We start from the raw sequence: 25,170 nt of genomic DNA, 5'->3' as shown, positions 1-25,170 counted from the left end.
GATAGGTGATTACATGCGACAAGGAACAAAGATCATTACCCTGGATAACGGTTATCATTTGTGGACCAATACCCAAGGTGTCGGCGATATCCATTTGTTGGCCCTTCATGGTGGCCCTGGTGGCGAACATGAATACTGGGAAGACGCAGCTCAACAACTAAAAAAGCAGGGCTTAGACGTTCAAGTAACCATGTACGACCAATTAGGTTCTTGGTACTCAGACAGCCCTGACTTCAGTGACCCGCAAGTTCGAAAGGACATTTTGAACTACGACTACTTCTTGGATGAAGTCGATGAAGTCAGAGACAAGCTGGGCTTAGATAACTTCTACTTGATTGGCCAATCTTGGGGTGGTCTGTTAGTTCAAGAATACGCGGCCAAATACGGCAAGCATTTAAAGGGCGCCATCGTCTCATCCATGGTTGATCGAATTGACGACTACACGGAACATCTCGAAAAGGTTCGTGAAGCAGCTTTAACCCCTGAACAAGTGGCTTACATGAAGAAATGTGAAGCCAACAACGACTATGACAATGATCAGTATCAATCCTACGTGGACATTTTGAACAAAGGCTATATTGACCGCAAACAACCTTCCAAGTTATCGCATTTAATCGACGTTACTAACACGGATATTTATGGTGCCTTTCAAGGTGACAACGAATTTGTCATCACTGGTAAATTAGCCGAGTGGAACTTTACTGATCATTTAAAGGACATTAAGGTGCCAACCTTAGTAACCTTTGGTGAGCATGAAACGATGCCAGTGGAAACTGGTAAGCGAATGGCCAAAATGATTCCAAATGCGCAATTCGTTTCAACTCCTGAAGGCGGCCACCATCATATGGTTGACAACCCGGATGTTTATTACGATCACTTGGCAACCTTTATTCGCGAAGTGGAAGCTGGGACGTTCAACCAATAATCGCTGATTCAGACAACGATTAAAAGTGGCGGATAATAAATAATCACCTTCCTGTCATTGCTAATCGGTCAATCAACTTGAAATTTCGATTGTCTCCCCTTTCGCTAACGCTTATACTAAAAGTGGTTATAAGCAATGGACAAAAGGGGAATGATATGCATGAAAGTTATCAACGTTGAGTTAACGGTGAAGCCAGGAAAACAAGCGGATTACGAACGATTCATCGATCAATTAGTTCAAGGCTCCCGCCAAGAAGCAGGCAACCTGAGCTACAATCATTACAAAAAGCTCGGCTCCGACAATGAGTATGAGATTATTGAACATTGGCAGGACGCGGATGCGATTGCGTTTCACAACAATACCCCGCATTTTCAAGCCTTCCTTTCTGGCGTTGGTGATTTCTTGACCCAGGATCCGGTTATTATTCGGATGGATTATAATGAATAGAACTTAAGCGTTAATAAAAGCTCCCGGCGAAATGTCGAGAGCTTTTATTAACGCTTAATCTCAGATTCATTAATAATTTTTGGACAACTCCCAGAAAAGCAATGAATGACTGTTAGATAAGAGCCTCTCTTTTTCTAAGCTCCTTAACATTACTTTACTTAGTCTGCGGGACTTCCAGGGACACTTTTTGAACTTCAACTTCAGAATCATCACCATGATCAAATTTGTTAAGTGCTTCATTACTTTCAAGTAGCTCTTTATCAACCATTACCTTGCCTCGCATTTTTACCCAATCACTTCCTCAACTGCCGCCCGCAACGCCCGAGTAGCCCCCGCTGGATCCTCAGCTTTCATAATCGCAGAAACCACGGCCACCCCGTCAACGTGCGCACCATCAATTGCCTCAACATTATCAGCCGTCAAGCCGCCAATCGCATACACGGGAATCCCCACCAGCCGTTTGATCTTACCAAGGGTTTCAACAGAGGTATGAACGGTCTTAACATGGGTCGTGGTTGGGAAAATGGCGCCCGTTCCCAAATAGTCTGCTCCCATCTCTTCGGCTGCTTTGGCCTGCTTCAGTGTCTTAGCCGTTGCACCAACAATCTTCTTTGGCCCTAAGATTTGCCGAGCAACGGCCACCGGCAAATCACTTTGCCCCAGATGGACCCCAGCTGCATCAACAGCTTGAGCAATATCTAATCGATCATCGATAATCAAAGGAATCTTATACCGATCGGTGATCGCTTTCACTTTTTGAGCTAGTTCAAAGATTTCGCGACTGCTGCCCTCTTTTTGCCTGAGTTGAACGAAGCCAACCCCATTTTGGCAGCCGGCTTCAATCGCGTCAAAAAATTGTTTGTCCGTTAAGCCAGTATGATCAGTCACCAAATATAGTGGTCGATTTGTCAGTTTCACAATGATTTCCCCCAATATTTTTTCATTTGCCATCAGTGTAAATGAACCTCGAAAAAAAGTATAGTCGTATTTCTGACTTGACTTTCAGATTGTAAGCAGTTATAAATAGGTTACGAGCTTGAGCAAAGTTTCAAGCCTAATTAAATATTTCGTCTGGGGTGCCTGAAATGGCTGAGATTATACCCATCGAACCTGATGTAGTTTGTACTGCCGAAGGAAGAGCGAATTTATTGTTAAATTTATTTTGACTTTAAACCTTCTTTTTGCAGAAAAGAAGGCTTTTCTTTTCTGTAAATGGAACTTAACGTTGAAGTGACAGCTAATGCCCTCTTTCTTCGGAATCTGAAGAAAGGGGGCTTTTTGTATGGTAATGGTTAACGGTGAACAAGAATCCGGTGTGATTGGTCAAACAATCGCCGAGTTTTTAAAGCAACGAAACGCACCAATTGACAACATCGTCGTCGAACAGAACGGCACGATCGTCCACCGCTCCGAATTTGACACAACCAAAATTGGTGAGAACGACAAATTGGAGTTAATCTCGTTTGTTGGTGGTGGCTAGGAACGTCCTGGCTCCGCTCACTTTTCTAGGACAGCTCCTCCAAGCAAAAGTCTGCGTGCAAGCACCTTGGAAGAAAATCCCCAAACCCAGGGATTTCCTTCCAAGGAGCCTTACACTCCGACTTTTAACCGCTTGGATCCGCTCACTTTCTAGGACAGCTGCGCAAAGCAGAAAGCTGCACCTAAGTCAACTTGCCCAAAAATCCAAGCCTGAGATTTCCGGTCAAGTTAACTTAGGTTTCGCTTTCTAACCGCTTTGCTCCGCTCACTTTTATAAAGGAGTCGATTAACAACATGCAAGAACCAGAGATTCAAGGAATGAGTTACGATGACGTTTATCTTGGTATGAAAGAGCGGAACGTCAAAGGGTCAGCTGATAAATTGACGGCAGCTCATGTCACCATTGCTGGAGCTGGTGGCTTGGGGTCCAACATTGCGATTGCTTTAACTCGGATTGGGATTGGGCATTTGACACTAGTGGACTTTGACACGGTTGAGTTAAGCAATCTCAATCGTCAACAGTTTAAGCTTAGCCAGGTAGATATGCCAAAAGTGGTTGCTTTGAAGCAAAATCTGCAGGAATTCAACCCATTTGTAGAAATTAAAATTCACCAGGTAAAAGTCACCCATGACAACGTGAAGGAGTTGTTTGCGGACGCTGACATCATCACAGAAGCATTTGATAATCCGGCTGCCAAGGCCATGCTACTGGATGCTGCCTCCGAGTTCTATCCCGATAAACCCATTGTGATGGGTACCGGGATGGCCGGTGTTCACAGTTCCAACACGATTACCACCAAGCATCCCCGCGAGAATTTATACATCGCAGGTGACGGCGAATCCATGGGGGCTGAAGGTTTGATGGCCCCTCGGGTTATGATTGCAGCCGGCCACGAAGCCAATATGATTACCCGGCTGATTTTAGGAGATACAGAAATCTGAGGAGGATTTATTCATGGCAAATGAAAAAGATGCGTTAATGATTGGCGGTCACGCCTTCACATCTCGATTTATTTTAGGCTCAGGAAAATATTCATACGATTTAATTGATTCAGCCATTAACAATGCCAAGGCCCAAATCATCACGATGGCGCTCCGTCGGAATAAAACCGGTAAGGAAAATATCTTAAACTACATTCCTGAGGGCATTACGATTTTACCTAACACTTCCGGATCAACCAACGCTGAAGAAGCCATTCGGACAGCTCGAATCGCCCGTGAACTCAGCGGCAGCGATTTTATCAAGCTGGAAGTCGTTCCCGACAAGAAATATTTGATGCCGGATAACTATGAAACCCTCAAGGCAACCGAGGTCTTAGCTAATGAAGGCTTCATCGTCATGCCATACATGCTGCCGGATTTAAATGTTGCTCACCAGTTAGTGGACGCCGGTGCCGCAACCGTGATGCCTTTAGGTGCCCCGATTGGGACCAATAAGGGATTGTCAACTAAGGATCTCATCCAAATTTTAATCGATGAGATCGACCTGCCAATCATTGTCGACGCCGGGATTGGCCGGCCAAGCCAAGCTGCTGAAGCGATGGAAATGGGTGCTGCGGCCGTCATGGCTAACACTTCAATGGCCACTGCCGGAAACATTCCTCTAATGGCCGAAGCCTTCAAACTGGCAGTTGAAGCCGGCCGCAAAGCCTATTTGGCAAAACCAGGCCGGGTTATCGAACACGGGGCGGTTGCCTCATCCCCACTTACCGGTGTCAGCGCGGTGAAATAGAGGCGGTCATATGATAACACCCCAATTAACACAGCTAGCTTATCGATTGGGAACGATCAATCAATTTAAGACGAATGAGGTTGGTCAGAATCGGTTCGTTTATTCGCCAACTTGGATTGACGCCCAAAAGCAACTCATCAAGTGGGGGCTCGAGCTTAGGTTTCAAGTAAACGTTGATGATTTTGGCACCACTTATCTGGATATTCCGGGAACAACTGAGCCCAAAAATGTCATTGCGACGGGCTCCCACATTGACACTGTCGCTCAAGGCGGTAAATATGACGGCTTATACGGGGTTCTCGGTGGCCTTCAATCAATTGAGAATCTGGTAGCAGCATTCGGCCAGCCGAAGAAAACCCTTCGACTAATCTCATTTAGCGAAGAAGAAGGCAGCCGCTTCCCGGACACCTTTACTGGCTCGAAACACTATACGGGTCAGCCCGTTGACCTGAACATGCAAGACCCTGCTGGCATCCATTTTGACGATGCCAGAAAGTCGGCCATTGCTAACTTAATGCTTCCGGGGACTAATCATGAATTGCCGCAACTGCCGGCTACCTTTACCGAACTGCATATCGAACAGGGACCAAGATTAATTAATCAAGGCCTTCAAATCGGCCTAGTCACCGCTATTGTCGGTCAGCGCCGGTATACGGTCACCGTCAAAGGAATTGCCAATCATGCGGGCACAACGCCAATGAATGACCGGGCAGACGCCCTTCAACAAGCAGTTGACCTCATCTTGGCGCTTCGAAATGCAGCTCACCAGTTAAAGCCAGATTTAACCTTCACGGTTGGTGAAATGCACATTTCACCCAACACGTCTAACGTTGTTCCGGGCCTGGTCACGTTTACCATTGACTGCCGAAATAACGATGAAGCTGTATTGGATCGCTTTGAACACATCATTCATCAAATCGTTGAAACGCCAGCGGCCGCCAAGATATCAAGTTCAGTGAACCGTTGGGCTAAAAGCAATGTCACCCATTTAGATGACCAATTGGCCCAGAATAATCAACTGCTTGCTGACCAGCTTGGCCTCAAATCAGTTCAGCTTGCCTCGGGTGCCGGTCACGACAGCCAAATTATGGCCAAGGTAACTCGGACAACAATGATTTTTGTGCCGAGTATTAACGGTATTAGTCACGCGCCAGAAGAAAACACAAGTCAAGCGGATTTACTTCGTGGCGTTGAATTATTATCAGCAAGCCTCCATCAACAAGCTTATTAAGTCTGGAGGAACCCTTGTGAGACACATTAGTATCACTTCACAAATCGGAATTGGCATGCTTGGCGGGGCACTTCTTGGATTGGCATTTGGTCCCAAAATTGCCGGCGTCCAATTATTGGGAAATATTTTTCTCCGTCTGATTCAAATGGCCGTCGTTCTGCTAATCTTCGGCGCTGTTATCGAGGCCCTCGGTAGTCTCAAATCCGATCAACTGGGAAGATTGGGTGGCAAAACTGCCATGTGGTTCTTGATCACAACGTTAATTGCAGCGATCCTCGGGCTGGCAATTGGCTACGCGGTCAATCCGGGCAGTGGCATCAAGCTAGCTTCGGTTAGTACATCGACAACGGTCGCCAAGGCGGGAACTAGTTTCAGCCAAACTATTTTGGACTTCTTCCCGACAAATATCTTTGATGCCCTCGCCAAAGGGAATGTTATTCAGGTCATTATTTTTGCGATTCTGTTCGGGATTGTTTTAAACCGTGCCAATTCTGACGGTAAATTCAATTTGGTATTGAGCTTTGTTAAACAGATGAACCAGCTAACTGTCAAGCTGGTGATGCTGGTGATGAAGCTCGCCCCAATTGGAATTGCTGCCTTGATGGCCTGGGTCACCGCGACCAGCGGAATTAAAGTCATTTTACCCCTGCTCAAGTTTCTAACGGCATTTGGTTTCGGGTCGGTAATTTTCTTAGTTGTCCTGTTTGGTTTTATCAGCTGGTACGCCAAAGTACCGCTGAAAGGATTGGTCCGTGGCTTTTCAAGAATTATTTTAGTTGCATTTACAACGACTTCTTCTGCCATCTCATTACCAATTGAAATGGCAGATGCAGAAAACCGGCTGGGTGTTGAAAAATCAATCAGCCAACTGGTCTTACCTTTGGGAATGGCGTTAAATAGTAACGGCCTGGCAATGTATTTGTCGCTGTCATGCCTGACGCTCACTCAACTGTATGGAATGTCTGTTTCGCCAATGTCGATGGTAAAAATTGTCTTACTATCGGTCATCGCTTGCCTAGGAACGGTGGTTGTTCCTGGCGGCGGCCTGGTAGCCCTGACAATTGTTGTCCCAACTCTGGGACTGCCATTGCAAAGTATTGCCATTTTGGCTGGAATCGATTGGTTCTCGGGAATGTTTCGAACGGTCCTTAACGTGGTTGGCGATACCACCACCGCGATTGTAGTGGCTGCCGATGAGTCATTGCTTAACCGAGAACCATATAAAATTCATGATGATAAAATGGCCCCAAAGCATAACTTGTAAGATCACTTCTTCGATTGAATGTTTCATAGATTCACGCGGGGGAGACCCCGCGACACTTTCCTACCATAGCAAAAGGGCCAGTACCATGAGATTACTAGACGTCTTGTGGCACTGGCCTTTTTATGAAATGATTTGTCCTTAGGTTCGGTGATCCGTAAATCCCAACATAAGATTAACAAGTATAAATAAGATACAACAATTACCGATATACCAGCATTCTGCTTCATAGAAAGTATTAAAAAACACTAGAAAATAAATAAACTGAGAACACTCACAAAAAAGCACTTGAACAATTACCATACATTCTCACGTATATTTATACTGAGGTGATTAGTATATGGAAGAAAAATATATTTTTGAACATAACCAATTCTATTTTGAATTCAAAAAACGGCACAATTTATTTTACGAATTCTGATATATGTATAACGTGGTACAATTGCACGCAAACTGATTTCTTTTACCTGATTAAATTATATTCTGTGATCAGTTCATTATGATATATAATTCATTCAGTATGAGTATCAGCAAACGTATTTCAGCACAGCAGATATTTTTTTACTAAGGGAGCAAAAATGCAGCTCTCTTTTTTTGTGTTCACTGATGACCACCATATTCATGGACTAACTGGTCAATTAATTTTTCAGTTGGAACATGTTCTTCCAACTGTTGATAAGCATCGTTAACATCAGCCTTGGTAGGATGGTCACCTTCGTAGATACTGGAGATAATGCTATCTCTGGTTTCCCAGAAATGATTAGCACTGCTAAATTGAATGCCCATAATGGTTGAATCATCTAACGAGCATTGTTTAAGAAAATGTTTTTCCTCTTGTTCAGCATTCATAACATCATTCCTTTCAAGAGCATTATCTCACAATCATCCAATAATCCATAGAATAGTTTCTAGCAAGACTGCTTTACTTTTTGAGTACAAAAAAGCTGCCAATCCGAAGGCTAGCAGCTTTTTATCTGATTGAAGATCTTCATGAATCAGAAATGCTCATTTGATTGACTAGGTCAAACGAACGGTGAGTTATCATTGACATTCTTTGCAAAGAAAATTGTACCATTCAACTCTAAACACAGCAAGTTAAAAACTGGCAGTGTTGACAACCTCGAATCATTTAAATATACTTAGGTTGTAGATTTTATGGGTGACATACGTATGACGAGGAGGATGCAACATGCCAAAGACTAAGCAGAAGATTGATCGAATTAGTGTCCGGGTTGCGCCAGAAGTAAAACTTGCCGCTAAAGAACAACTCGCTAAGGTGGGCTTGAATTTATCTGATTATATTCAGATGGCGTTAGCTAACTTAGCTGCTGGCGAAAGTGATTTCTTAAATTCTCCCAGTGCCTTGGAAGCCAAATATCAAGCTGAACACGGTGAAGTTGAAACGATCGGTGATGGTTCGGCCACCGATTTTGAAAAATATCTCAAAAAATTAGAAAGTGAAACTTCTGATGATTAGGAAACAAACTAACCGGTTCAAGCATTCCTTAAAGAGGTTGGCAAAAAGGCATTATCCAATTGAGCTTATCGGAAAAGTTGTCGATGCCATTGAAGCTCAGGATAAACGGCTCCTAAAAAAGGCCAACGACCATCCTTTGAAAAATAACTGGCAAGGTTATCGGGCTTTTCACCCCGGACGGTTAGCGAAGGGGAACCATCAAGTTTTGGACAACTGGATTGTCATTTATACGGTGAATGATGAAGAAGTGATCGTACTCACCCTAATTGATACTGGATCGCATGATATTTTGTGAAGTAATTGGTTTAACGCTTTAATTATGCCCGCCGTACTAACAAACATTCTTCCAAGAAACGTTTTTCTATTCGTTCAGCATTCATGTCATCACTCCCACAAAGATTATTATCTCACAACCGCTCTTATAAGGGTAAAAATAACCGTCTTAGCTTTTATGCTTTGACGGTTATTTATTTGAATCTAACTATGATTAATACTTATCAGTATTGCCATGCCAGACCCATCCAGAAAGTTTAGAATTGGTAACATGATAGTACACAGCTCTTTTCCCATTGCGGCTAATGACCGTTGTTTTGCGATTAGCCGTAAACTTATCGCCATTAAAACTAACAATAAAATGGCTGGCATAAGATAAATTACGATTGCGATAAATATAGCCGTTATTGATCAGCCGAACTGTTTTAGGGTCCATTTTTTGATTAGAAGTGAGTTTGGCAGCCTTCTTCTTGCCAAGCTTGGTAGCAGGATGTTTGGCCATAAAGCCGTCTCGTTTTGCCTGCTTATTACCAATCTTTGGCATTTTCGTTACCTACTTTGTCCCACCAAGGAGTCGTTGCTTTGGCACTAACAGTTTGTGAAAGCGCTGGTACAGCAATCCCAGCTACCGTCATTGAAACAATAGTCCGCTTGCAGCATCTTTCTTTTAGGCTTTGCTGCCACCATAATCCGTCTTAGGATAAACGTCCTGTTCTTTAAGTGACTGTGTCCCCCCGCCATGCCAAGTAATTGGCTGTCCATTTCCTGCTTTTCGTTAGATCATTGCTCAGTTAAGTCATACCCAAATTAACGGCCCCAAACACCACTTTAGGGCCGTATTCGTCATCAAATCGATGTGCCGCAGCAAAAATCGAATCAATAGTCCGTCCTAACAAAGGCCGCTGAGAAAATGAATTCCCAGCGGCCTTTTCCTTTACTTCATCAAGCTCCCAGAAACATCACTGTTCGCGAGTAGCCGTTCACTTCGTTTTTCATATAACCTAAACAAGACATAACCAACCAGCCCAAAGAAGATGGGGCCAATTAATTCTAGTGTCAAGTTCCAATATTGATTCTCAGAAATAGCTGAAATCGCCGTTGAAAACACGCCAATCATTAAAAGCAAATCCACGACAACGGTCATTGTCAGGTAAACCCACTTACGTTTGAAAATGACAACCGGCTTTTCCAATGTCGAGTTGGCCTTAAAGAATGGAAAGGCCGTCACTAAGAACAGGTAAGGCAGCGTTGACGACAAGTTATCCATCAGCGTCAACACATTGTAGAAGTCAACGGCCGACTTGCCACCAAACGAGGTCATAGCAATTAGCGCACTGACAACGCCAGCCTGCATCCACATGGCATTGGCTGGCATCCCATACGCATTTAGCTTTGGTAATGCTTTTGGCCACAATTCCTTGGGCGTTCCTAAAATAAATGATTTAATTGGCATGTAGACAATCACGAAAAACGAGCCAAGGTAACTAATCAGCATCGTAAACGAACCGAACCGGGCAAACCCAAAACTTAACGCCTGCGAACCGGCTGCCCCCAGTGAAAATTGCTGACCCAAGCTATAACCCAAGTTACTCATCAAGACATAGGTCGTGTTTCCCAAATTAACCCCGGCACCGTTAAATACCTTTGACCAATTAGCTGAAGCTCCCCAGAGGAAGATAAATAAGGCATAAATCATCGTAATTAAGAACGCCCCCAGTGCCATCGCCAACGGAAAGTTTCGTTTGGCATTCTTCATCTTGTCAGAAACGCCGCCCATCGCCTCAATGCCGGCATAAGCATAAATCGCAAATACTAGAAACGACACAATTGAACTTAAGGATTGATAACTTGATCGTGGCGATTTCAATAAGCTCGTCGGCAAGTTCATTGGTTCTGCAAGCCGAAACCCATTTAGGCTCAGCAAGATGAGGCTGGCAATGCAGAAGAAAACGGTCAAAACAACCGCAGCAATGCCACCGACAGCAGCCAACTTTGCAACCTTAGTCAACCCCTTAGTGGCAACCAACGTGACGATGCAAAAGAAGCCAATACTTAGCAAACCAATTGTCTCCGTTGAATCTAGGCTCCCCAATCGCCATTGCCCCGTCTGGTCAGAACCACTAATCGTTGTGGATAACATGATCCAAATTTTAGAAACGGTCGACACAATCAAAATAATCCATGACGCAATCCAAACAAAACCGCCAACAAACGCCCATTTGGTACCAAGTGAATTGGATAACCACGAAAAAACGCCACCGGCTTCATTCCGTAAGGACGCGCCATACTCCGAGAACATGAGTGATGATGGCACAAAAAACAGCAGCGCGGCCAAGACGTACCAAATAATTCCTGCATACCCCATGGTGTAATAAGCAATCGATGTATTATCAAAGGCAAACGTTGAAGTAAAGATCATCAACATGACACTCATTAAAGTTAATTTATTGGTTGCAATTTTCTTCATAAGCCACGCTCCTTCTGTAAAACTTTCCATGAATCAGCAAGTCCAAAATTTCTAGTTTGCTGCAATATTGGTTTGGAGACCTGTAATTGGATTGTCTCCTTGAGCATTGTTTTCTTATTTTGGGGCTTTTTACGTAGGGTAGGATAGCTGTGCAAAGCAGAAAGCTCCGTGTAAGCACCTTGGCGAAAAATTTCAAACCCGGGAATTTCCCGCCAAGGAGCCTTACACTCCGACGGCCGTGAAACGCCTAGCCTACCTGGCGCTTTCTAGGGCTTTGCTCCGCTCACTTTTTCTTAGGACAGCTACGCAAAGCAGAAAGCTGCACCTAAGGCGACTTGTCCAAAAATCCAAACCCGGGATTTCCGGGCAAGTCGCCTTAGGCTCCGCTTTCTAACCGCTTTGCTCCGCTCACTATTCTTAGGACAGCTACGCAAAGCAGAAGCTTGCACCTAAGTCATCTCGGCCAAAAATCCAAAACCGGGATTTCCGGCCGAGATGGCTTAGGCTCCAGCTTCTAACCGCTTTGCTCCGCTCACTATTACTTAAACCGGCTCTCAATTGCCCTTGCGTGGGCTTCTAAGCCTTCCACCCTTGCTAAGGTTGTAATTGCTTCTTTTTCTTTTGCCAACGCCTCTTTCGTATAAGAAACAAACTGGGTGCGTTTAACAAAATCTTGGACGCCCAACGGTGAGAAGAACCGGGCAGTTCCGCCAGTTGGTAAAATATGGTTAGGCCCGGCAACATAATCACCCACCGGCTCAGATGCCGAAAAACCTAAGAAGACCGAGCCGGCATTTTTAATCTGGCTCAAGTAATCGATTGCATCCGGTAGTTGAACTTCCAAATGCTCGGGGGCAACCGCGTTCATCAACGTAAAGGCATCATCAATATCATCAACTACAGCAATGAAACCTTCATTATCCATTGCTGCTTGGGCAATTGCTTGACGCGGCAATAAGGCCACTTGGCGAGCTAATTCTTGGTTAACCGCTTCGGCCAGCTGACGATCATCCGTTATCAACATAGGGCGGGCTAATTTATCATGTTCTGCTTGTGAAAGTAAATCGGCTGCCACTTGGCTAGGCTCTGACTGAGAACTGGCGATGACACCGATTTCTGAAGGGCCAGCAATCATATCGATATCAACTTGACCAAAGACCTTCTTTTTAGCAGTGGCAACAAAAACGTTACCGGGGCCAGTAATTTTGTCTACGCGGGGAATGGTCTCAGTACCATACGCCAAGCTGGCAATTGCTTGGGCACCACCAACCGTGTAAATTTCATCAACACCGGCAATCTTGGCGGCAGCTAAAACGGCTTTGCTTAAGCCTTCCTTTTGCGGCGGCGTTACCATGACAATTCGACCAACCCCCGCGATCTTAGCTGGAATCACGTTCATCAAAATCGACGACGGATAAGCGGCAGTCCCTCCAGGAACGTAGAGACCCACGGCAGCCAGTGGTTGAATTTTTTCACCACGAATAACGCCTTTTTTCTTGGCGTCAATGAAACTTTCTTCAACCGCCATTTGTTGAAAGGAAGTAATGTTTTCTTTAGCAAGCTCCAAGGCATCGATAACTTTTTGGTCTGTTTGCTGATAAGCCGCTTCAATTTCTGCTTGGCCAACTCGGAGTTCTTGTAAATCAATACCGTCAAACTTTTTCTCATAATCTTTAACTGCCTGATCCCCATTTTCAATCACGTTGGCAATAATTTCGTCGACAGCTTGTTCAACCTCAGCGCGATTAGCCACCTTGTTGGTTCGAATCGCAACCTGCTTTAATAATTGATCTAATGAATCTTCAATAATTTGCATAAATGCCACGCTCCATTTCTATAAATGTGTTGCTTATGATTAAAATTGTGATTGAGCGCAAAAAATCGTCCTCAGCTATTACAATCTGTAATAGCTGAGGACGATCTGTCGCGGTTCCACCTCATCTTCGTCGCCACCTCACGATGAAACGACCTTACGCTGCTAATAACTAGTCGTCCAATAAATTAGAGAACAGTTATAGTAGCCGTGGTAACGCTCACTAGCGGAGTGACCTACTTGGTTCAATCACTCAGTTCATAGATGTGTTTTCATCATTGATCACAGCCTCTTCTCACCAGCGAAGCTCTCTTTATGTGATACAAACAATTACTTTTCTAATCATAACTTCATATTTATTATTGTTTTTTAATTTGTTGATGGTGTTAGAATACCACTTCGAATAATTATGTCAAGAGCTAGTTTTAAATTTAGCGCAGACAAAAAGCCTAACATCCAAAACCTGCTAGGCTTCAAAAATATTTGAAGGCAAGAATGCACAATAAAAGCCAGAGAATTGCTATCGATGAAACCTTATGTTTCAAACGTTCTTTGCTTGATCCCGTTTCCTAAGGTTCTTCTCTAATAACGGGCTTTTCTCTTAAACTCAATTGCTCAACGTTTAATACCTTATCAACCAAGCCATCATAAAAACTATCCTCGTGACTGACGATAATCAAATTGCCTGGGAACCGATCCAAGGCCCGCTTTAAAGCTTCCTTGGTCTCTTCGTCTAAATGATTGGTTGGCTCATCCATGATTAAAAAGTTAGATGGCGTAAATTCCATCATGGCCAATTTAACTTTGGTTTGTTCACCACCGGAAAGTTGGCCAATTGGTTTCATGGCATTAGCCGAATCCAAGCCACATTTTGCCAGCTTCGTTCGAATTGTCTTTTGATTCAGTTTGGTAAATTTGTCAGAAATAATTTGCATCGGCGTCATCCGGTTATTATCCCATTCCAATTCCTGACTAAAGTAACTCACCCTAGAAGACGGCGAGAACTTTGCGGTTCCACCCTTAGCTGGTAATTGACCTAAAATCGACTTGATCAAAGTTGACTTACCAACGCCGTTAAAGCCCGCAAAGCCAAATTTCTCACCCATTGAGATCGTAAAGGTAACCGGTTTTAATAACGGCTTATTGTAGCCAACTGATAAATGATCAACCGTTAAGGCTTCATGAGAGCCAGTTTCTTCATACGGAAAGTTAAAACTAGCTTTGATGTTAGTCGAAGGCGGGTCAATCTTATCCATATGGGCCAGCTTTTTCTCCCGCGATTTAGCCATCGTTGCTTTGGAGCCGGCTTTATTCTTTCTGATAAACCGCTCGGCTTTGTCAATTTCAATTTGTTGTTTATCGTACTCCCGTTGCTGAAATTCTTCGCGCTCAGCTCGTTGACGCATCGCTTGCTTGAAACTGCCCCGGTATTTCGTAATTTTCCCAAAGGCAATGTTAATAATACAGTTGGTAATCTTTTCCAAAAAGTCATAGTCATGGGAAACCACTAACGCAGAGCCGGAAAAGCCATTTAGATAGTCAATGAGCCAGTTAATCTGAGCCGTATCAAGATAGTTCGTTGGTTCATCAAGTAAAATGACATCAGGATCGGCCAATAACATTTTTGCCAAAATAATCTTGGAGCGTTGACCACCAGACATCTTACCGACTAGATGATCCCGGCCAATATTATCCAGTCCCAAACCGGTAATTGTCTGCTCAATTCGCGTATCAATTTCGTAAAAATCATTAGAATCCAGCTCATCTTGCAATTGACCGGCACGTTCCATCAATTTGTCATCGCCATTATTGGCATAATCGGCGTATAGTTTATTTAATTGTTCACTTTTTTGATAAAGATCCGCAAACGCTGTCCGTAAAAATTGCGTAAGCGTTAAATCATCTTCAATATCAGCGTACTGATCCAAGTAACCAATTTTAATATTTTTCTGCCACTTAACGTTTCCAGATAATGGCAGTTCGCTTCCCGTAATAATTTTAATGAGCGTTGACTTACCGACCCCATTTTGGCCGACAACCCCCATGTGTTCGCCTTTTTCTAAGGTAAATTCGGCGTCTTTGTACAGATCCTTTTCAGCAAAACTCATCGAAAGGTCTGAAACAGATAGTAATGGCAAAAAAATTCACTTCCTATTCTAAATAAGTGTGCGGAGCAAAGCGGTTAACAATCGGAGCGTAAGGCGCCTTTGGGGAAAATTCCCGGGCTTGGAATTTTTCACAAAGGTGTTTACGCGCAGATTGTTGCTTTGCGCAGCAGTCCTAAATAAGTGTGCGGAGCAAAGCGCTTAGAAAGCGCCAAGTAGGCTAGGCGTTTCACGGCCGTCGGAGTGTAAGGCTCCTCAGACAGGAATTCCCGGGCTTGGAATTTCTGTCTGAGGTGCTTACACGAAGCTTTCTGCTTTGCGCAGCAGTCCTAATCAGTGTGCGGAGCAAGGCGCCTTACACGCAGCTTTCTGCTTTGCGTAGCAGTCCTCCCATTCGAATAACACATACATTTTGTTACGTTACTCTTAATTAAAGCCTTGGTCAAGTCAATCACCCGTTTGCAAATCCAGCTAATGGTATATAATATACCCATTACTTTTTAAAGGATGTCGTTGAAATGAATATCAGAGAAATAGAATATATTACGATTCCCGTATCTAATTTAGAGGTCAGCTTACGTTTTTACCACGAAGTCTTCGACCTTAGAATCGTTGATCTGCCAAATGGTGATAAAGGAGCCGACTTGCGTAAAATGTTTTTGGACTTCCACTTAGAGGATCGAGTTGACCACCCGATTTCATTTGGGTTGATTGCCAAAGATTCAATGGCGGCAATTAAGGCCCACCTCATCAATTACTTTGTCGATATTGTCGATGAACCCACAACCAAAACTGAAGTAAGGAGAAAAGTTAACTCAATTACGATTTTAGACCCTGATCAGAATCGAATTGAAGTCAACGAATTTAGATAAGATGAAATCCACTCATATTATCCGTTACGGTGCCCAAAAACTTCTTCAAATCATCAAGTGGATCGGCTTTTTATTCATTTACTTAGTTGCATCCGGCACTTTAGACGTTGCCGGCAGCTATATTGCCCTAAGCCAGTTGCAAAAAGTCCTTGGCATTTCGTTGCTAATGATTGCCACGACGTTAGGCTTTATCGGCTGGCGCTATGGTCGCCAATTAACCTTATCGAATCCCCGGCGATTTGGCAGATTGCCATTTACCTTAAAGCGAGTTGGTCAATTAATCATCATTTTCGCCATTATTTTAGCGGTTCAATCAACTTGGGGTTGGCTGGTCATCCACCACTACCTGGATTTGCCCGCCAACCAGCAGGCAGTTAATGAAGCAATCACTCGCCTACCACTTTGGAATAATCTCTTTGCCGTCTTTCTTGCCCCAATCTTTGAGGAACTAATTTGTCGCGGGATCTTCATGAATTATTTTTTTAATCGGGACACTCGGTTGAACAATTGGTTGGCAATTCTTGCCAGTGGATTAGTATTTGGCTTCCTACATGATATGAACTTTGATGTCAATTGGCTCATGTATTCCGCCTTGGGTAGCTTATTAGCGTATACCTACATGCATTTTCGAGACATCCGTTACAGCATTGCCTTACACATGATGAATAATTTAATCTCGATTATTTAATGATAGAAGCCCGCCATTCGAATTGACTCGGATGACGGGCTTCTATTGGTTGATACGATCTTTAATCCCTGGTTCAATGTGCGCTAACGATTGGCTTGTTGATCGATGTGCCGAAGTGCTTTCTTGGGGATTTCATTTCTCTGCACCTGTTCGTAGGTTACAACGTCTTTGGCCTTTGACCAACCCACTCTAATATAGCGGCCCTTTACGAATCGATGACCGCCAACGGAGCCAACTTCCATTCGTTTATGCTGGCCATCCTTATTCCAACCATTAATAATGTAATAGTAAGTCGTTGGATTACCATCGGGTTGCTTTTCGTAACGTTCCATATTGCCAACCTGACCATAATACCAAGTCTTCCCGTAAGCATATTGATACCACACACCGCCAGCAACCGCTAGCACCACAACCACGATTAATGTAATAATTGTTCCCTTTTTCATGACTTACGCTCCCCTGTTATTTGGTTAGTTACTCATGTAAGTAACTATATCTTGTTAACTACGATAAGTCAATGATTTATACGCGCTTTGGCAAATACTTGCTCCAAATAAGCCTCCAGCTTTTGATCATGGGCGTGCAAATACATCCCCTTAATCCCGCGGCGCAACAACACATTCAGCGAATTACGTAATAATACTTCTTTACTTTGCTCAAAGGCTTTTTCATCCATATCCGCACGATGCTTGAAAATTTCAACATCAGTCACTTTACTAGGATCAACACCCAAGCGATGGTCACTAGTCAAATAAAATGGCGGGCCAATAATAATCCCAATATAATTCAGATCGAATCCCTGAACAGTGTAAATGCTCCCCACTTCATTGATTGTTTGAGGCTGTTCAGCCCATGGCGTACTGGTAAAATTATACTGATCCCAAGGCAGATGAAAGTTGCCTTCGTTTACCAAGTGCTTACCACCATCTAGAGTTGAAGGATAGCCGCTGGTCGACGTCATTCTGGCCAGCCCATCCCGATTGTTTTTCTTGATAATCAGTTGAAACATTTGCTGAGCATCCGCAAACACCTGCAAATCATAGTCACCAATGTCTTCGGGAAGCGGTTGAATAACTTCTCCATCAACTAGTCGATCCAGCCAAGCCATCAATTGAGGGCTGGCCTGCATTCGAAACTGTTGCTTGAGGTGAACCACTTGATGGGGGTGCGGGGCAATCAGGTCTAGCAGCCGCTGCTTATTCCAAAAGCTTTTAGTGCGCAAGACTTGATGCGGGTCGAACACGACAATCGTGACCTTGCTTAAATTCACGATATCTTCAAGTTGATTGTTGCCATAGTAATTGTTGTAATGATCTGGTTTGCTTAATAATAAGTGGGCTTCATCAACGACCGTCAAATTGACCTTTTTATTCAACTTATGTAATTGATTAATGAAGCTCGTTGGCCGCTGATAATACTTTTTAAGCATATGTGGTGTCTGGCCAGCCAATTCTCGGTATACTTTCAGCAATTCAGGATGATTGACTAAAAAATAAGCATCGGCTACCTGTTGCGCCAAATCCGTAAACAATTGATTGAGAATAAGGCTTTTGCCGGTTCCGGCATCCCCCATCAGGACAAATACCGCGTGGTCAGCCTTTTCTAAATGTTCGCGGGTAAAGGCTTTAATGGTCTGTAACACCTGCTCTTGCTTTTGCGTGAGCTGCACATTTTTTGAAAACGCATTTAACGTGTGGGATTCCAATGATTGCATCGTTAACCTCCAAGGTAAAAAGTCGTACTTTTATCATAACTCAATGTGCTTGCAACGAACAGTTGCTTCTAGCCCCGCCACCAGCTACTATATAATCAAAAGTCTAAAGGAGCCAAGCGAATGCCAACATTTACAAACGCCAAAATATTTTTAGGAACGGATGCCAATAGCTTTGCGACAGCCATGACAACGTCGAATGGTCAAGTTACTTGGGTCGGTTCAGCAAATGACGTCACCGATCCTGCCGCTATTAATTTACACGGTCGTACTGTCTTACCCGGACTAATTGACGTTCATACCCATCCAAAATACATTGCCGATGCGTTGCATGGGGTGGCCTGCACGCCACCGAATGTGAATAGCATTACAGAAATGAAAGCCGCCCTGCGCCAATCCCCTCAATTTGGGAAGGGCGAAACAACTTGGATTGAAGGCTGGGGCTTTGACGAAACTAAACTCGCTGAACATCGAACGCCGACAATTGATGACTTAGATGCGGTTTCAACTACCCAGCCAATTTTCATTTACCGTTCTGATTGTCACTCCTCGGTCGGCAATTCCAAAGCGCTTGAACTAGCCGGCATTGATCAAACAACCCCAGATCCCAAAGGCGGCTTTATTGGCCACTTTGCTGACGGCCGGCCAAACGGTTACATGAAGGAAGTCGCGGCCACTCAACTATTAATTCGGGCCAAGTCAGCTCAAAGCTTCGCTGGCGACGTTTCAAACATGGCTACTAGCTCCACTCATTATCTCGAAAACGGCATTGTCGCAATTGGTGAGTTAATGGGCCGAATGAAACCTGCTGACTCCTATCATCTTTACCAAGCCGCCGCTAAGGAAGGTTTTAAGCCCAAAGTGGCCATTTATTACGTTTATGATGAAGTGGCTAACAATGCCACTCTCAAGCCAACAAATGATGACCAGCTCCGCATTGCTGGCATCAAGGTGTTCATGGACGGTAGTATCTCTGGTGAAACCGCCTATAACCAAGCCCCCTACCCCAGTGGAAACCGCGGGGTGGCACTGACAGATGCCGCCAAACTCCGCCAAGCCATCGATTATGCCCGTCAGCACCAGCTCCAAGTCGCCGCTCATGCAATGGGGGACGCGGCCATTCAACTTGTTTTAGCTGTCAGCCATGATTTGACTCCCTGGTTAGCCGATCGGCCATCAATTCGAATCGAACACGCTTCGATTTTAAGTGATCAGATGCTGAAAGAAATTAACGATGCCACGATGACCTATGCATTGGTTACCCAACCGATTTTCTTTTTTGCTGAAGACGAATCTTATCGTAAGTATCTATCGCCTGACCAGTTTAAACTGATTTACCGTGATAAATCAATGCTGGCAACCAACGCAGCCTTTGCGCTAAGTTCAGACGCGCCATGCACCCCATGGGCCGAACCTGATAACCCATTTGTCAACATTTATGCGGCAGTTACTAGAAAAGCGGCTAATGGTGATGTCGTTAATCCTGAAGAAGCGCTCACGATTCCAGAAGCGGTTTTGGCCTATACAAAATGGCCAGCAGAAATTGGCGGCTTCACTCATAACGGCACCTTGCAACCCGGAAAGGCAGCAGATTTTGTCGTTTTGGACAGAGATATCTTTTCAATTCCGGCAGTAGAACTCAAGGATGTCAGAATCAAAGAAACCTGGCTAAATGGTCAAAAAGCTTTTGGGTAAGCTTTAATTTTGAAACAACTGATAAGAAAATAACCAATTTCACAACGCCCCTTGCTATCTCTTGGGTTAACTAACAGTAAAATGATTGTAACCATCAAAACGACACCTAACCTATTTTTCTATAGGTCGGGTGTCGTTTTAGCAAACTGAATCATTAATTATGGTTTAGCAAGGACTAGTTTTTTATTAGCTGTTAGATAATGACCATTGTTCAAAACAAGCTTAGTCACAGAGCCTAATTTAACCAATTTCTTTACTTTAACCGTCATACCTTTTTTAAGATGAGTTGTTCGACTGGCTTTACTAAAAGTTGGTTTGGGGTATTCATAGGCCCCCGCTTTTGCCAAAATAGTTACCTTTTTTGGAGTAGCTTGGTAATAAAGCTTCGCAACGTATCGCCGATTAGCGGTTATATAACCAGCAGTTGTTCGATATCTCAAGGCACCATTTTTAGCAGTTGCTTGGCCAATAACCGTAAAGACCGGCGCATACATCCGAACTTGTTGATGATAACTTTTAACAACCCGTTTTAAGTTAACGTCTTGATAAACGCGAATTGCGCGCTTGGCATAAACTTTGAAGGATTTGAATTTCTTAGTCGTCGGTTGCTTCGTCTTGTTTGATTCAGGCGCACTTGAAGTCGTTGTTGCCCCTTGTTCATTTGAACTTGGCGGGGTAATTGAACCAGTCGCAGCCGCGTTGGTTGAATTGCGATCAGGTGTTGGTGCTTGACCAGTAATGTTAACTTTAAAGTTAGCACTAAGCGATGAATCCCCCTTCTTTGTCGCCGTCACAGTTACCTCTTTTTGGCCAACAAAGTTTGCATTGACCCTTAGCCGGTAACTACCATCCGATTGCTTTTCAACGGTGACATTTTGAAGATCATCTGTCGTAACATCAAAGTCGCCAGCACTGTTATTGGACAATTTAACTGTAAAATTGGCTGTTTCACCGGCGGCCAAAGATGCTGGCTGGTTGGCAAACTGAACCGTTGCACGATGATATTGCATTGGCAGATCCCACACCATGGAAGTCAACGTATGGTTAGCGTTAGACGTTGGGCCTGCATAACCACCACCGCTTACCATCAATAGTTGACCATTTGCTAATGGTGTCAGTGAACGAGAATACGCACCGGCCATTGGCGTATTAACGCTTGTCCAATTACCAACCCCGTTGTTTGTATTGACATAAACATTGCCACCTGTACTGTTGGCAACCACCGTGCCATCGTTTAGCGTTGTCACATATGGTGAACCGCCGTCCGCAAATTTGGTGCCCATATCTGAAGCATTCCAGTTCAGTCCATCATTTGAAATTTTAAAGTTTGAATGATTACCACCTTCACCAGCTACTTCATAAGTCATTATATATTTGCCATTAGCCATTTGGGCAACGGTAGCCATCCCGGGCCTTCCTGCGGGATTGGAATCAACGACATCATTTACTTGGCTGCTCCAATGGATGCCATCAGTGGAAGTCTCATGAGCCAGCAATTGACTGTGCGCTGGTTTGTCCCGCTCATCCGAGTAGAAGGTTACAAGTTGGTGATCAATCACTTTAACAAATGGTTCCCAAACCGGACCATTCCCTTTTGTAGTCGTCGTTGCCGTCCCACCTTGAGCAACTGTACTCAAATAACGCCATGTCCGACCATGATCAGTACTCTTGTATAAATCAATTGACGTCTTACTCATATCACTTGGAATCGCATTTCCAGCACAAATGAGTGTCCCTGCTGGCATATCGCCAATTTGTTCGGGTAATTCGTACAAATACGGTTGGTATCGCATTCCCCAACCATGCTGGGTATCTTGAACCTCACTTACTTTACTCCAAGTTGCGCCGTGATTAGTACTTTCAAAAATTTTAAAAGTAGGAGTACCAGTAACGTAATTTTCTGAAGTTGCGTACAGGCGACCGTTATATGACGAATCACTTTGATGAGTCGTAACCATCCCACGACCGTACAAAAAATTAGGTCCTTTAGTCCCAGGTAATTGATCTTTAGTTGCGATAGTCACCACTTGATTGTCACTATTTGCAGCCGCATTTACTTTGGTGAATAGTGTTGACGCCACGCTTAATCCAAGAACTGCGATTCCAACGGTTCCAATTACTATTTGAATAATTCTTTCAATTAACAGGCTCATTAAATCCCTCCTCAACTATAACAAACGCTTACATTTTCTTCACAACAAAAGGGAATGCAACCCGCCACTTCATCATGACAAGTCCATCCCCCTATTTAGTTGCCATTAAATCCCAAATGGTTAGTCTAATCGCTATGCTTTCGGCTTACCTGCTTCGTCACGTTCACCAGCTTGAAGTGGATTTTCTTTCTTCAAAACAAGTGCAGCAAAGATAGTCACAACCGCAACGATTGCACCAAGAATCAAGTATGTGTGGTGGAAACCGATGGAATCGTACATGCTACCTGCAAATGCTGAGAAGATGAAGACAGATATCTGTTTAGCAAAGTTCGACGCCAGTGCGTAAACTGTGGCATAAACCCGAACATCGAAGGCGCCGGCAATGTATTTCATGATTGAAACAAGTACCAAAGGCATTTCGAATCCGGCTAATAAACGTAAAAAGATGACCCAGATTAAACTTGGCGATAATGCTGATCCAATGATCCGGATTGCCAAGATGACCCCATAAGCAATCAAACCATTTCGTGAACCAATTCGGTTGATGATCCATGGCATTGGGAACATCAGTAAGAATTCCAACCCAATTTGGGCAGTTGTCATATAACTATAAGCCTGAGTTCCAGCAGCGGCTGTATCAAAGAATGACTTGAAGAAGATAATGAATTGTTGATCAAAAACATCATAAATAGCTGAAGTACCAATATAGAAAATTGAAAGATACCAGAAGTTCTTCATTTTGAAGATTTTGCCAATCATACTCAGGTCAAGTGAGTTAGAAGTATCACCGGCAGCAGCGGCATTATCCATATCAATTTTATCGCTGAATAGAATTAAGCCAGTTAAGATTGTTGCTGAAATTGTACATGCCCAAAAGATTGAATTTGGCTGCCACAAGAAAATCTGACCACCAACAAATGAAGCAACCATCCCAGCTAATGAACCACCCATTCGTGAGTGACCATATTCAAAGCCATTGGCTAAGCTGGCCCGTTGAACGTACTGTTCAATAACTGAAACCCCACCATTGAAGATGAAGCAAAGATAAATTCCAGTTACGACGGCAACCAACATTGAGTTGATGTTCATCAACGGTAGAAAGACCCACTGGAAATATGGTCCAATTAACATGGCAGCGACGGAAATCATTAATAACAAATTCTTTTTAAAGACTAATTTATCTGACCAAACACCAAATGCAGGTTGGAACAAAAGTGATAATCCGGACATAGCTGAGAACACAATCCCGGCTTCGGCACCATTCATGTGGCCAACTTGTTCCATCCAAAGGGTTAAATACCCAAAAATAATTTGCCACATAAAGAAGTAAGTAAAGTGGGTAAACGGGAATCCCCAGAAATGCTTGCTCTCCTTTTGTGGTGCTTGTGCATCATTTTGCATAATAATATGCCTCCAAGTAAGTCAGCACAGCAAAGCGATTAGAAGTTCTAGGATACATCTTTTTTGCCTCAAATTTCCAGATTTGGAAATTGAACAGAGATGCTTATACGTAGGCTTCTGCTTTGCGGTGCTGTCCTATTAAATTTTTAATCGTAATTATATGGTACCGGCTTGCCAAAGTGAGGCGTGCCATCTTCATTCCAGGTAAAGGCTTGAACTTTTGTATGACGGTTTGGATCATACAATGGATCGCCCTTAATCTCGGTATAATCACGACAGTGGTAAACCAAGATATCGGTTTTATTATCTTCTGCTACCGTAAATGAATTGTGACCGGGGCCGTATTGATGAGTCGCCATGTCACTCTTAAAGACTGGCTCCTTTGATTTTGTCCAGTTAGCAGTGTCCAATAAATCAGCGTTATCCGAAACGCTCAACATCCCCATCGCATAATGCTCGTCGGTCGCGCTTGCTGAATAAGTTAAGAAGTAACGACCATTGCGGTGAATCACTGCCGGCCCTTCATTAACCCAAAAACCAATCGTTTCCCAATCAAATTCTGGCTTTGTTAGCATTACTGGTTTAGTTTTTAACGTCCATGGATTTGCCATTTCAGCAATATAAATATTAGAGTTACCGCGAATGGCTGGATCCTTTTGTGCCCAAACGTAATAAAGCGTGTCATTGGCCTCAAAACAAGTGGCATCAAGTGAGAAACTATCCATCCCTGTTTCAACTTGACCATGTTCAAACCAATCGTCTTCGCTTCTCATTGGATCAGCATTATCGCATTCAATACAGAACATTCGGTGTTGGAACATCCCATTTTCATCCAAAGCAGTGGTTTCGGCTGCCGCAAAGTAAATAAACCATTTACCGTCAATGTAATGAATTTCCGGGGCCCAAATGAGTTGGCTCATGGGACCGCTTTCATGCTTGTGCCAAACTGTCCGCGGGGCTGCATGAGCTAAGCCGGCTAATGTTTTGGCCCGCCGAATTTCAATTAGGTTATATGCTGGCACTGAAGCAGTAAAATAATAGTAACCGTCCGTGTGCTTATAAATGAACGGATCGGCCCGCTGAACGATCAACGGGTTAATATATTCAGTCAATGTAAACGCTCCTTTTCCACTACGTAGCTTTATTATGTCCTTGTGCACGTGTTTTATATTATGGCTTACGGAAACCGATTACAATGGTTTTTGTGAGTGGTTTGGATATTTTTGACTTAAATAAACATTTTTGCTAATATTAGTGGGTCAATAAAACGGTTACAATTTTAAAGATCAATAAAGATGTTGATTAAAGTGTTTTCATTGCTTTAATATCAACTCTAGTAGTGAATGTTTATACAAGAAGTGCTATCTTATTGTTAGAGAGTAGTGCCAAACCAGAGTTTGTGGATAAATCACATTAGATATTCGTTTGCAATTTTACTTG

At 43.6% G+C, this 25,170-nt stretch carries 23 protein-coding genes, 1 riboswitch and 1 other annotated feature; of the genes, 12 read left to right on the top strand and 11 right to left on the bottom strand.

Annotated elements, in window-relative coordinates:
• Nucleotides 1-13: 13 nt before the first annotated feature.
• Both YK48G_RS09715 and YK48G_RS09710 read left to right on the top strand, forming a co-directional pair.
• Complete coding sequence (locus YK48G_RS09715) at nt 14-925, top strand: proline iminopeptidase-family hydrolase (RefSeq protein ID WP_203630525.1); 912 nt, start codon at nt 14-16, stop codon at nt 923-925.
• 159 nt (nt 926-1,084) lie between these two features.
• Nucleotides 1,085-1,372 (top strand): putative quinol monooxygenase, encoded by a 288-nt coding sequence (locus tag YK48G_RS09710; RefSeq protein ID WP_203630524.1) that lies wholly within the window; start codon nt 1,085-1,087, stop codon nt 1,370-1,372.
• Between the two features lie 285 nt (nt 1,373-1,657).
• On the opposite strand, the gene thiE is transcribed toward YK48G_RS09710, so the two are convergent.
• Entirely contained in the window at nt 1,658-2,290 is a 633-nt protein-coding gene (gene thiE, locus YK48G_RS09705) for a thiamine phosphate synthase (RefSeq protein WP_203630523.1), read from the bottom strand.
• Nucleotides 2,291-2,434: 144 nt separating this feature from the next.
• Nucleotides 2,435-2,527, top strand: a riboswitch (TPP riboswitch).
• Nucleotides 2,528-2,654: 127 nt separating this feature from the next.
• Between thiE and thiS the strand changes: the two genes are divergently transcribed.
• From thiS to YK48G_RS09680, 5 genes are all read left to right on the top strand, one after another.
• Nucleotides 2,655-2,852: a sulfur carrier protein ThiS gene (gene thiS / locus YK48G_RS09700; RefSeq protein ID WP_203630522.1), complete on the top strand. Its 198-nt coding sequence runs from the start codon at nt 2,655-2,657 to the stop codon at nt 2,850-2,852.
• A 293-nt stretch (nt 2,853-3,145) separates the two neighbouring features.
• Nucleotides 3,146-3,793 (top strand): sulfur carrier protein ThiS adenylyltransferase ThiF, encoded by a 648-nt coding sequence (gene thiF / locus YK48G_RS09695; RefSeq protein WP_203630521.1) that lies wholly within the window; start codon nt 3,146-3,148, stop codon nt 3,791-3,793.
• Nucleotides 3,794-3,806: 13 nt separating this feature from the next.
• Complete coding sequence (locus YK48G_RS09690; RefSeq protein ID WP_203630520.1) at nt 3,807-4,583, top strand: thiazole synthase; 777 nt, start codon at nt 3,807-3,809, stop codon at nt 4,581-4,583.
• A gap of 10 nt (nt 4,584-4,593) precedes the next feature.
• Nucleotides 4,594-5,814 carry a Zn-dependent hydrolase gene (locus YK48G_RS09685; RefSeq protein ID WP_203630519.1) on the top strand — a complete coding sequence of 407 codons (1,221 nt, stop codon included), beginning with the start codon at nt 4,594-4,596 and terminating at the stop codon, nt 5,812-5,814.
• Nucleotides 5,815-5,830: 16 nt separating this feature from the next.
• Nucleotides 5,831-7,078 carry a dicarboxylate/amino acid:cation symporter gene (locus tag YK48G_RS09680; protein ID WP_203630518.1) on the top strand — a complete coding sequence of 416 codons (1,248 nt, stop codon included), beginning with the start codon at nt 5,831-5,833 and terminating at the stop codon, nt 7,076-7,078.
• A gap of 597 nt (nt 7,079-7,675) precedes the next feature.
• On the opposite strand, the gene YK48G_RS09675 is transcribed toward YK48G_RS09680, so the two are convergent.
• Nucleotides 7,676-7,924, bottom strand: coding sequence for a hypothetical protein (locus tag YK48G_RS09675; RefSeq protein ID WP_232365345.1), 249 nt, complete (start codon nt 7,922-7,924; stop codon nt 7,676-7,678).
• A 340-nt stretch (nt 7,925-8,264) separates the two neighbouring features.
• Here YK48G_RS09675 and YK48G_RS09670 point away from each other — a divergent pair, with 340 nt between their 5' ends.
• Together YK48G_RS09670 and YK48G_RS09665 are read left to right on the top strand one after the other, a co-directional pair.
• On the top strand, nt 8,265-8,552 hold the full coding sequence (locus YK48G_RS09670) for a type II toxin-antitoxin system RelB/DinJ family antitoxin (RefSeq protein WP_203630517.1): 288 nt from the start codon (nt 8,265-8,267) through the stop codon (nt 8,550-8,552).
• Nucleotides 8,545-8,847 carry a type II toxin-antitoxin system YafQ family toxin gene (locus YK48G_RS09665; RefSeq protein ID WP_203630516.1) on the top strand — a complete coding sequence of 101 codons (303 nt, stop codon included), beginning with the start codon at nt 8,545-8,547 and terminating at the stop codon, nt 8,845-8,847. The genes YK48G_RS09670 and YK48G_RS09665 overlap by 8 nt, the downstream gene beginning before the upstream one ends.
• A gap of 192 nt (nt 8,848-9,039) precedes the next feature.
• On the opposite strand, the gene YK48G_RS09660 is transcribed toward YK48G_RS09665, so the two are convergent.
• From YK48G_RS09660 to YK48G_RS09645, 4 genes are all read right to left on the bottom strand, one after another.
• A complete protein-coding gene (locus YK48G_RS09660; protein ID WP_203630515.1) occupies nt 9,040-9,369 on the bottom strand; it encodes a hypothetical protein in 330 nt (109 codons plus the stop codon).
• A gap of 390 nt (nt 9,370-9,759) precedes the next feature.
• Nucleotides 9,760-11,292, bottom strand: coding sequence for a glutamate/gamma-aminobutyrate family transporter YjeM (yjeM, locus tag YK48G_RS09655; RefSeq protein WP_203630514.1), 1,533 nt, complete (start codon nt 11,290-11,292; stop codon nt 9,760-9,762).
• A 538-nt stretch (nt 11,293-11,830) separates the two neighbouring features.
• On the bottom strand, nt 11,831-13,108 hold the full coding sequence (gene hisD, locus YK48G_RS09650) for a histidinol dehydrogenase (RefSeq protein WP_203630513.1): 1,278 nt from the start codon (nt 13,106-13,108) through the stop codon (nt 11,831-11,833).
• Nucleotides 13,109-13,201: 93 nt separating this feature from the next.
• Nucleotides 13,202-13,460 (bottom strand) — a binding site (T-box leader).
• 214 nt (nt 13,461-13,674) lie between these two features.
• Nucleotides 13,675-15,243, bottom strand: a complete 1,569-nt coding sequence (locus YK48G_RS09645; RefSeq protein WP_505744174.1) for an ABC-F family ATP-binding cassette domain-containing protein — start codon at nt 15,241-15,243, stop codon at nt 13,675-13,677.
• A gap of 485 nt (nt 15,244-15,728) precedes the next feature.
• Between YK48G_RS09645 and YK48G_RS09640 the strand changes: the two genes are divergently transcribed.
• Nucleotides 15,729-16,082, top strand: a complete 354-nt coding sequence (locus YK48G_RS09640) for a VOC family protein (RefSeq protein ID WP_203630512.1) — start codon at nt 15,729-15,731, stop codon at nt 16,080-16,082.
• A gap of 1 nt (nt 16,083) precedes the next feature.
• The gene (locus tag YK48G_RS09635) at nt 16,084-16,770 is read left to right on the top strand and encodes a CPBP family intramembrane glutamic endopeptidase (RefSeq protein ID WP_203630511.1); all 687 of its coding nucleotides are present in this window, start codon (nt 16,084-16,086) and stop codon (nt 16,768-16,770) included.
• A gap of 83 nt (nt 16,771-16,853) precedes the next feature.
• On the opposite strand, the gene YK48G_RS09630 is transcribed toward YK48G_RS09635, so the two are convergent.
• Both YK48G_RS09630 and YK48G_RS09625 read right to left on the bottom strand, forming a co-directional pair.
• A complete protein-coding gene (locus YK48G_RS09630) occupies nt 16,854-17,216 on the bottom strand; it encodes a YxeA family protein (RefSeq protein ID WP_203630510.1) in 363 nt (120 codons plus the stop codon).
• Nucleotides 17,217-17,284: 68 nt separating this feature from the next.
• Nucleotides 17,285-18,484 carry a DUF2075 domain-containing protein gene (locus YK48G_RS09625; protein WP_203630509.1) on the bottom strand — a complete coding sequence of 400 codons (1,200 nt, stop codon included), beginning with the start codon at nt 18,482-18,484 and terminating at the stop codon, nt 17,285-17,287.
• A 120-nt stretch (nt 18,485-18,604) separates the two neighbouring features.
• On the opposite strand from YK48G_RS09625, the gene YK48G_RS09620 reads away from it, so the two are divergent.
• Nucleotides 18,605-20,176: an amidohydrolase gene (locus YK48G_RS09620; RefSeq protein WP_203630508.1), complete on the top strand. Its 1,572-nt coding sequence runs from the start codon at nt 18,605-18,607 to the stop codon at nt 20,174-20,176.
• A gap of 158 nt (nt 20,177-20,334) precedes the next feature.
• Here YK48G_RS09620 and YK48G_RS09615 read toward each other — a convergent pair whose 3' ends face one another.
• The 3 genes from YK48G_RS09615 to YK48G_RS09605 form a co-directional block, all read right to left on the bottom strand.
• Nucleotides 20,335-22,329, bottom strand: coding sequence for a DUF5776 domain-containing protein (locus YK48G_RS09615; protein WP_203630507.1), 1,995 nt, complete (start codon nt 22,327-22,329; stop codon nt 20,335-20,337).
• Nucleotides 22,330-22,461: 132 nt separating this feature from the next.
• On the bottom strand, nt 22,462-23,730 hold the full coding sequence (locus YK48G_RS09610) for an oligosaccharide MFS transporter (protein ID WP_203630506.1): 1,269 nt from the start codon (nt 23,728-23,730) through the stop codon (nt 22,462-22,464).
• Nucleotides 23,731-23,876: 146 nt separating this feature from the next.
• The gene (locus tag YK48G_RS09605) at nt 23,877-24,842 is read right to left on the bottom strand and encodes a glycoside hydrolase family 43 protein (RefSeq protein WP_203630505.1); all 966 of its coding nucleotides are present in this window, start codon (nt 24,840-24,842) and stop codon (nt 23,877-23,879) included.
• Between the last annotated feature and the right edge of the window lie 328 nt (nt 24,843-25,170).

This window comes from Lentilactobacillus fungorum (assembly GCF_016860605.1).
Lineage (GTDB): Bacteria > Bacillota > Bacilli > Lactobacillales > Lactobacillaceae > Lentilactobacillus > Lentilactobacillus fungorum.
The sequence above is the reverse complement of the archived record's forward strand: the minus strand, read 5'-3'. Positions and strand labels throughout refer to the sequence as shown.

Excerpts from the sequence above, each read along its gene's own strand:
- YK48G_RS09715 (WP_203630525.1), top strand. The coding sequence starts at position 14 with ATGCGACAAGGAACAAAGATCATTACCCTGGATAACGGTTATCATTTG.
- YK48G_RS09710 (WP_203630524.1), top strand. The coding sequence starts at position 1,085 with ATGAAAGTTATCAACGTTGAGTTAACGGTGAAGCCAGGAAAACAAGCG.
- thiS (WP_203630522.1), top strand. The coding sequence starts at position 2,655 with ATGGTAATGGTTAACGGTGAACAAGAATCCGGTGTGATTGGTCAAACA.
- thiF (WP_203630521.1), top strand. The coding sequence starts at position 3,146 with ATGCAAGAACCAGAGATTCAAGGAATGAGTTACGATGACGTTTATCTT.
- YK48G_RS09690 (WP_203630520.1), top strand. The coding sequence starts at position 3,807 with ATGGCAAATGAAAAAGATGCGTTAATGATTGGCGGTCACGCCTTCACA.
- YK48G_RS09685 (WP_203630519.1), top strand. The coding sequence starts at position 4,594 with ATGATAACACCCCAATTAACACAGCTAGCTTATCGATTGGGAACGATC.
- YK48G_RS09675 (WP_232365345.1), bottom strand. The coding sequence starts at position 7,924 with ATGAATGCTGAACAAGAGGAAAAACATTTTCTTAAACAATGCTCGTTA.
- YK48G_RS09670 (WP_203630517.1), top strand. The coding sequence starts at position 8,265 with ATGCCAAAGACTAAGCAGAAGATTGATCGAATTAGTGTCCGGGTTGCG.
- YK48G_RS09665 (WP_203630516.1), top strand. The coding sequence starts at position 8,545 with ATGATTAGGAAACAAACTAACCGGTTCAAGCATTCCTTAAAGAGGTTG.
- YK48G_RS09660 (WP_203630515.1), bottom strand. The coding sequence starts at position 9,369 with ATGCCAAAGATTGGTAATAAGCAGGCAAAACGAGACGGCTTTATGGCC.
- yjeM (WP_203630514.1), bottom strand. The coding sequence starts at position 11,292 with ATGAAGAAAATTGCAACCAATAAATTAACTTTAATGAGTGTCATGTTG.
- hisD (WP_203630513.1), bottom strand. The coding sequence starts at position 13,108 with ATGCAAATTATTGAAGATTCATTAGATCAATTATTAAAGCAGGTTGCG.
- YK48G_RS09640 (WP_203630512.1), top strand. The coding sequence starts at position 15,729 with ATGAATATCAGAGAAATAGAATATATTACGATTCCCGTATCTAATTTA.
- YK48G_RS09635 (WP_203630511.1), top strand. The coding sequence starts at position 16,084 with ATGAAATCCACTCATATTATCCGTTACGGTGCCCAAAAACTTCTTCAA.
- YK48G_RS09630 (WP_203630510.1), bottom strand. The coding sequence starts at position 17,216 with ATGAAAAAGGGAACAATTATTACATTAATCGTGGTTGTGGTGCTAGCG.
- YK48G_RS09625 (WP_203630509.1), bottom strand. The coding sequence starts at position 18,484 with ATGCAATCATTGGAATCCCACACGTTAAATGCGTTTTCAAAAAATGTG.
- YK48G_RS09620 (WP_203630508.1), top strand. The coding sequence starts at position 18,605 with ATGCCAACATTTACAAACGCCAAAATATTTTTAGGAACGGATGCCAAT.
- YK48G_RS09615 (WP_203630507.1), bottom strand. The coding sequence starts at position 22,329 with ATGAGCCTGTTAATTGAAAGAATTATTCAAATAGTAATTGGAACCGTT.
- YK48G_RS09610 (WP_203630506.1), bottom strand. The coding sequence starts at position 23,730 with ATGCAAAATGATGCACAAGCACCACAAAAGGAGAGCAAGCATTTCTGG.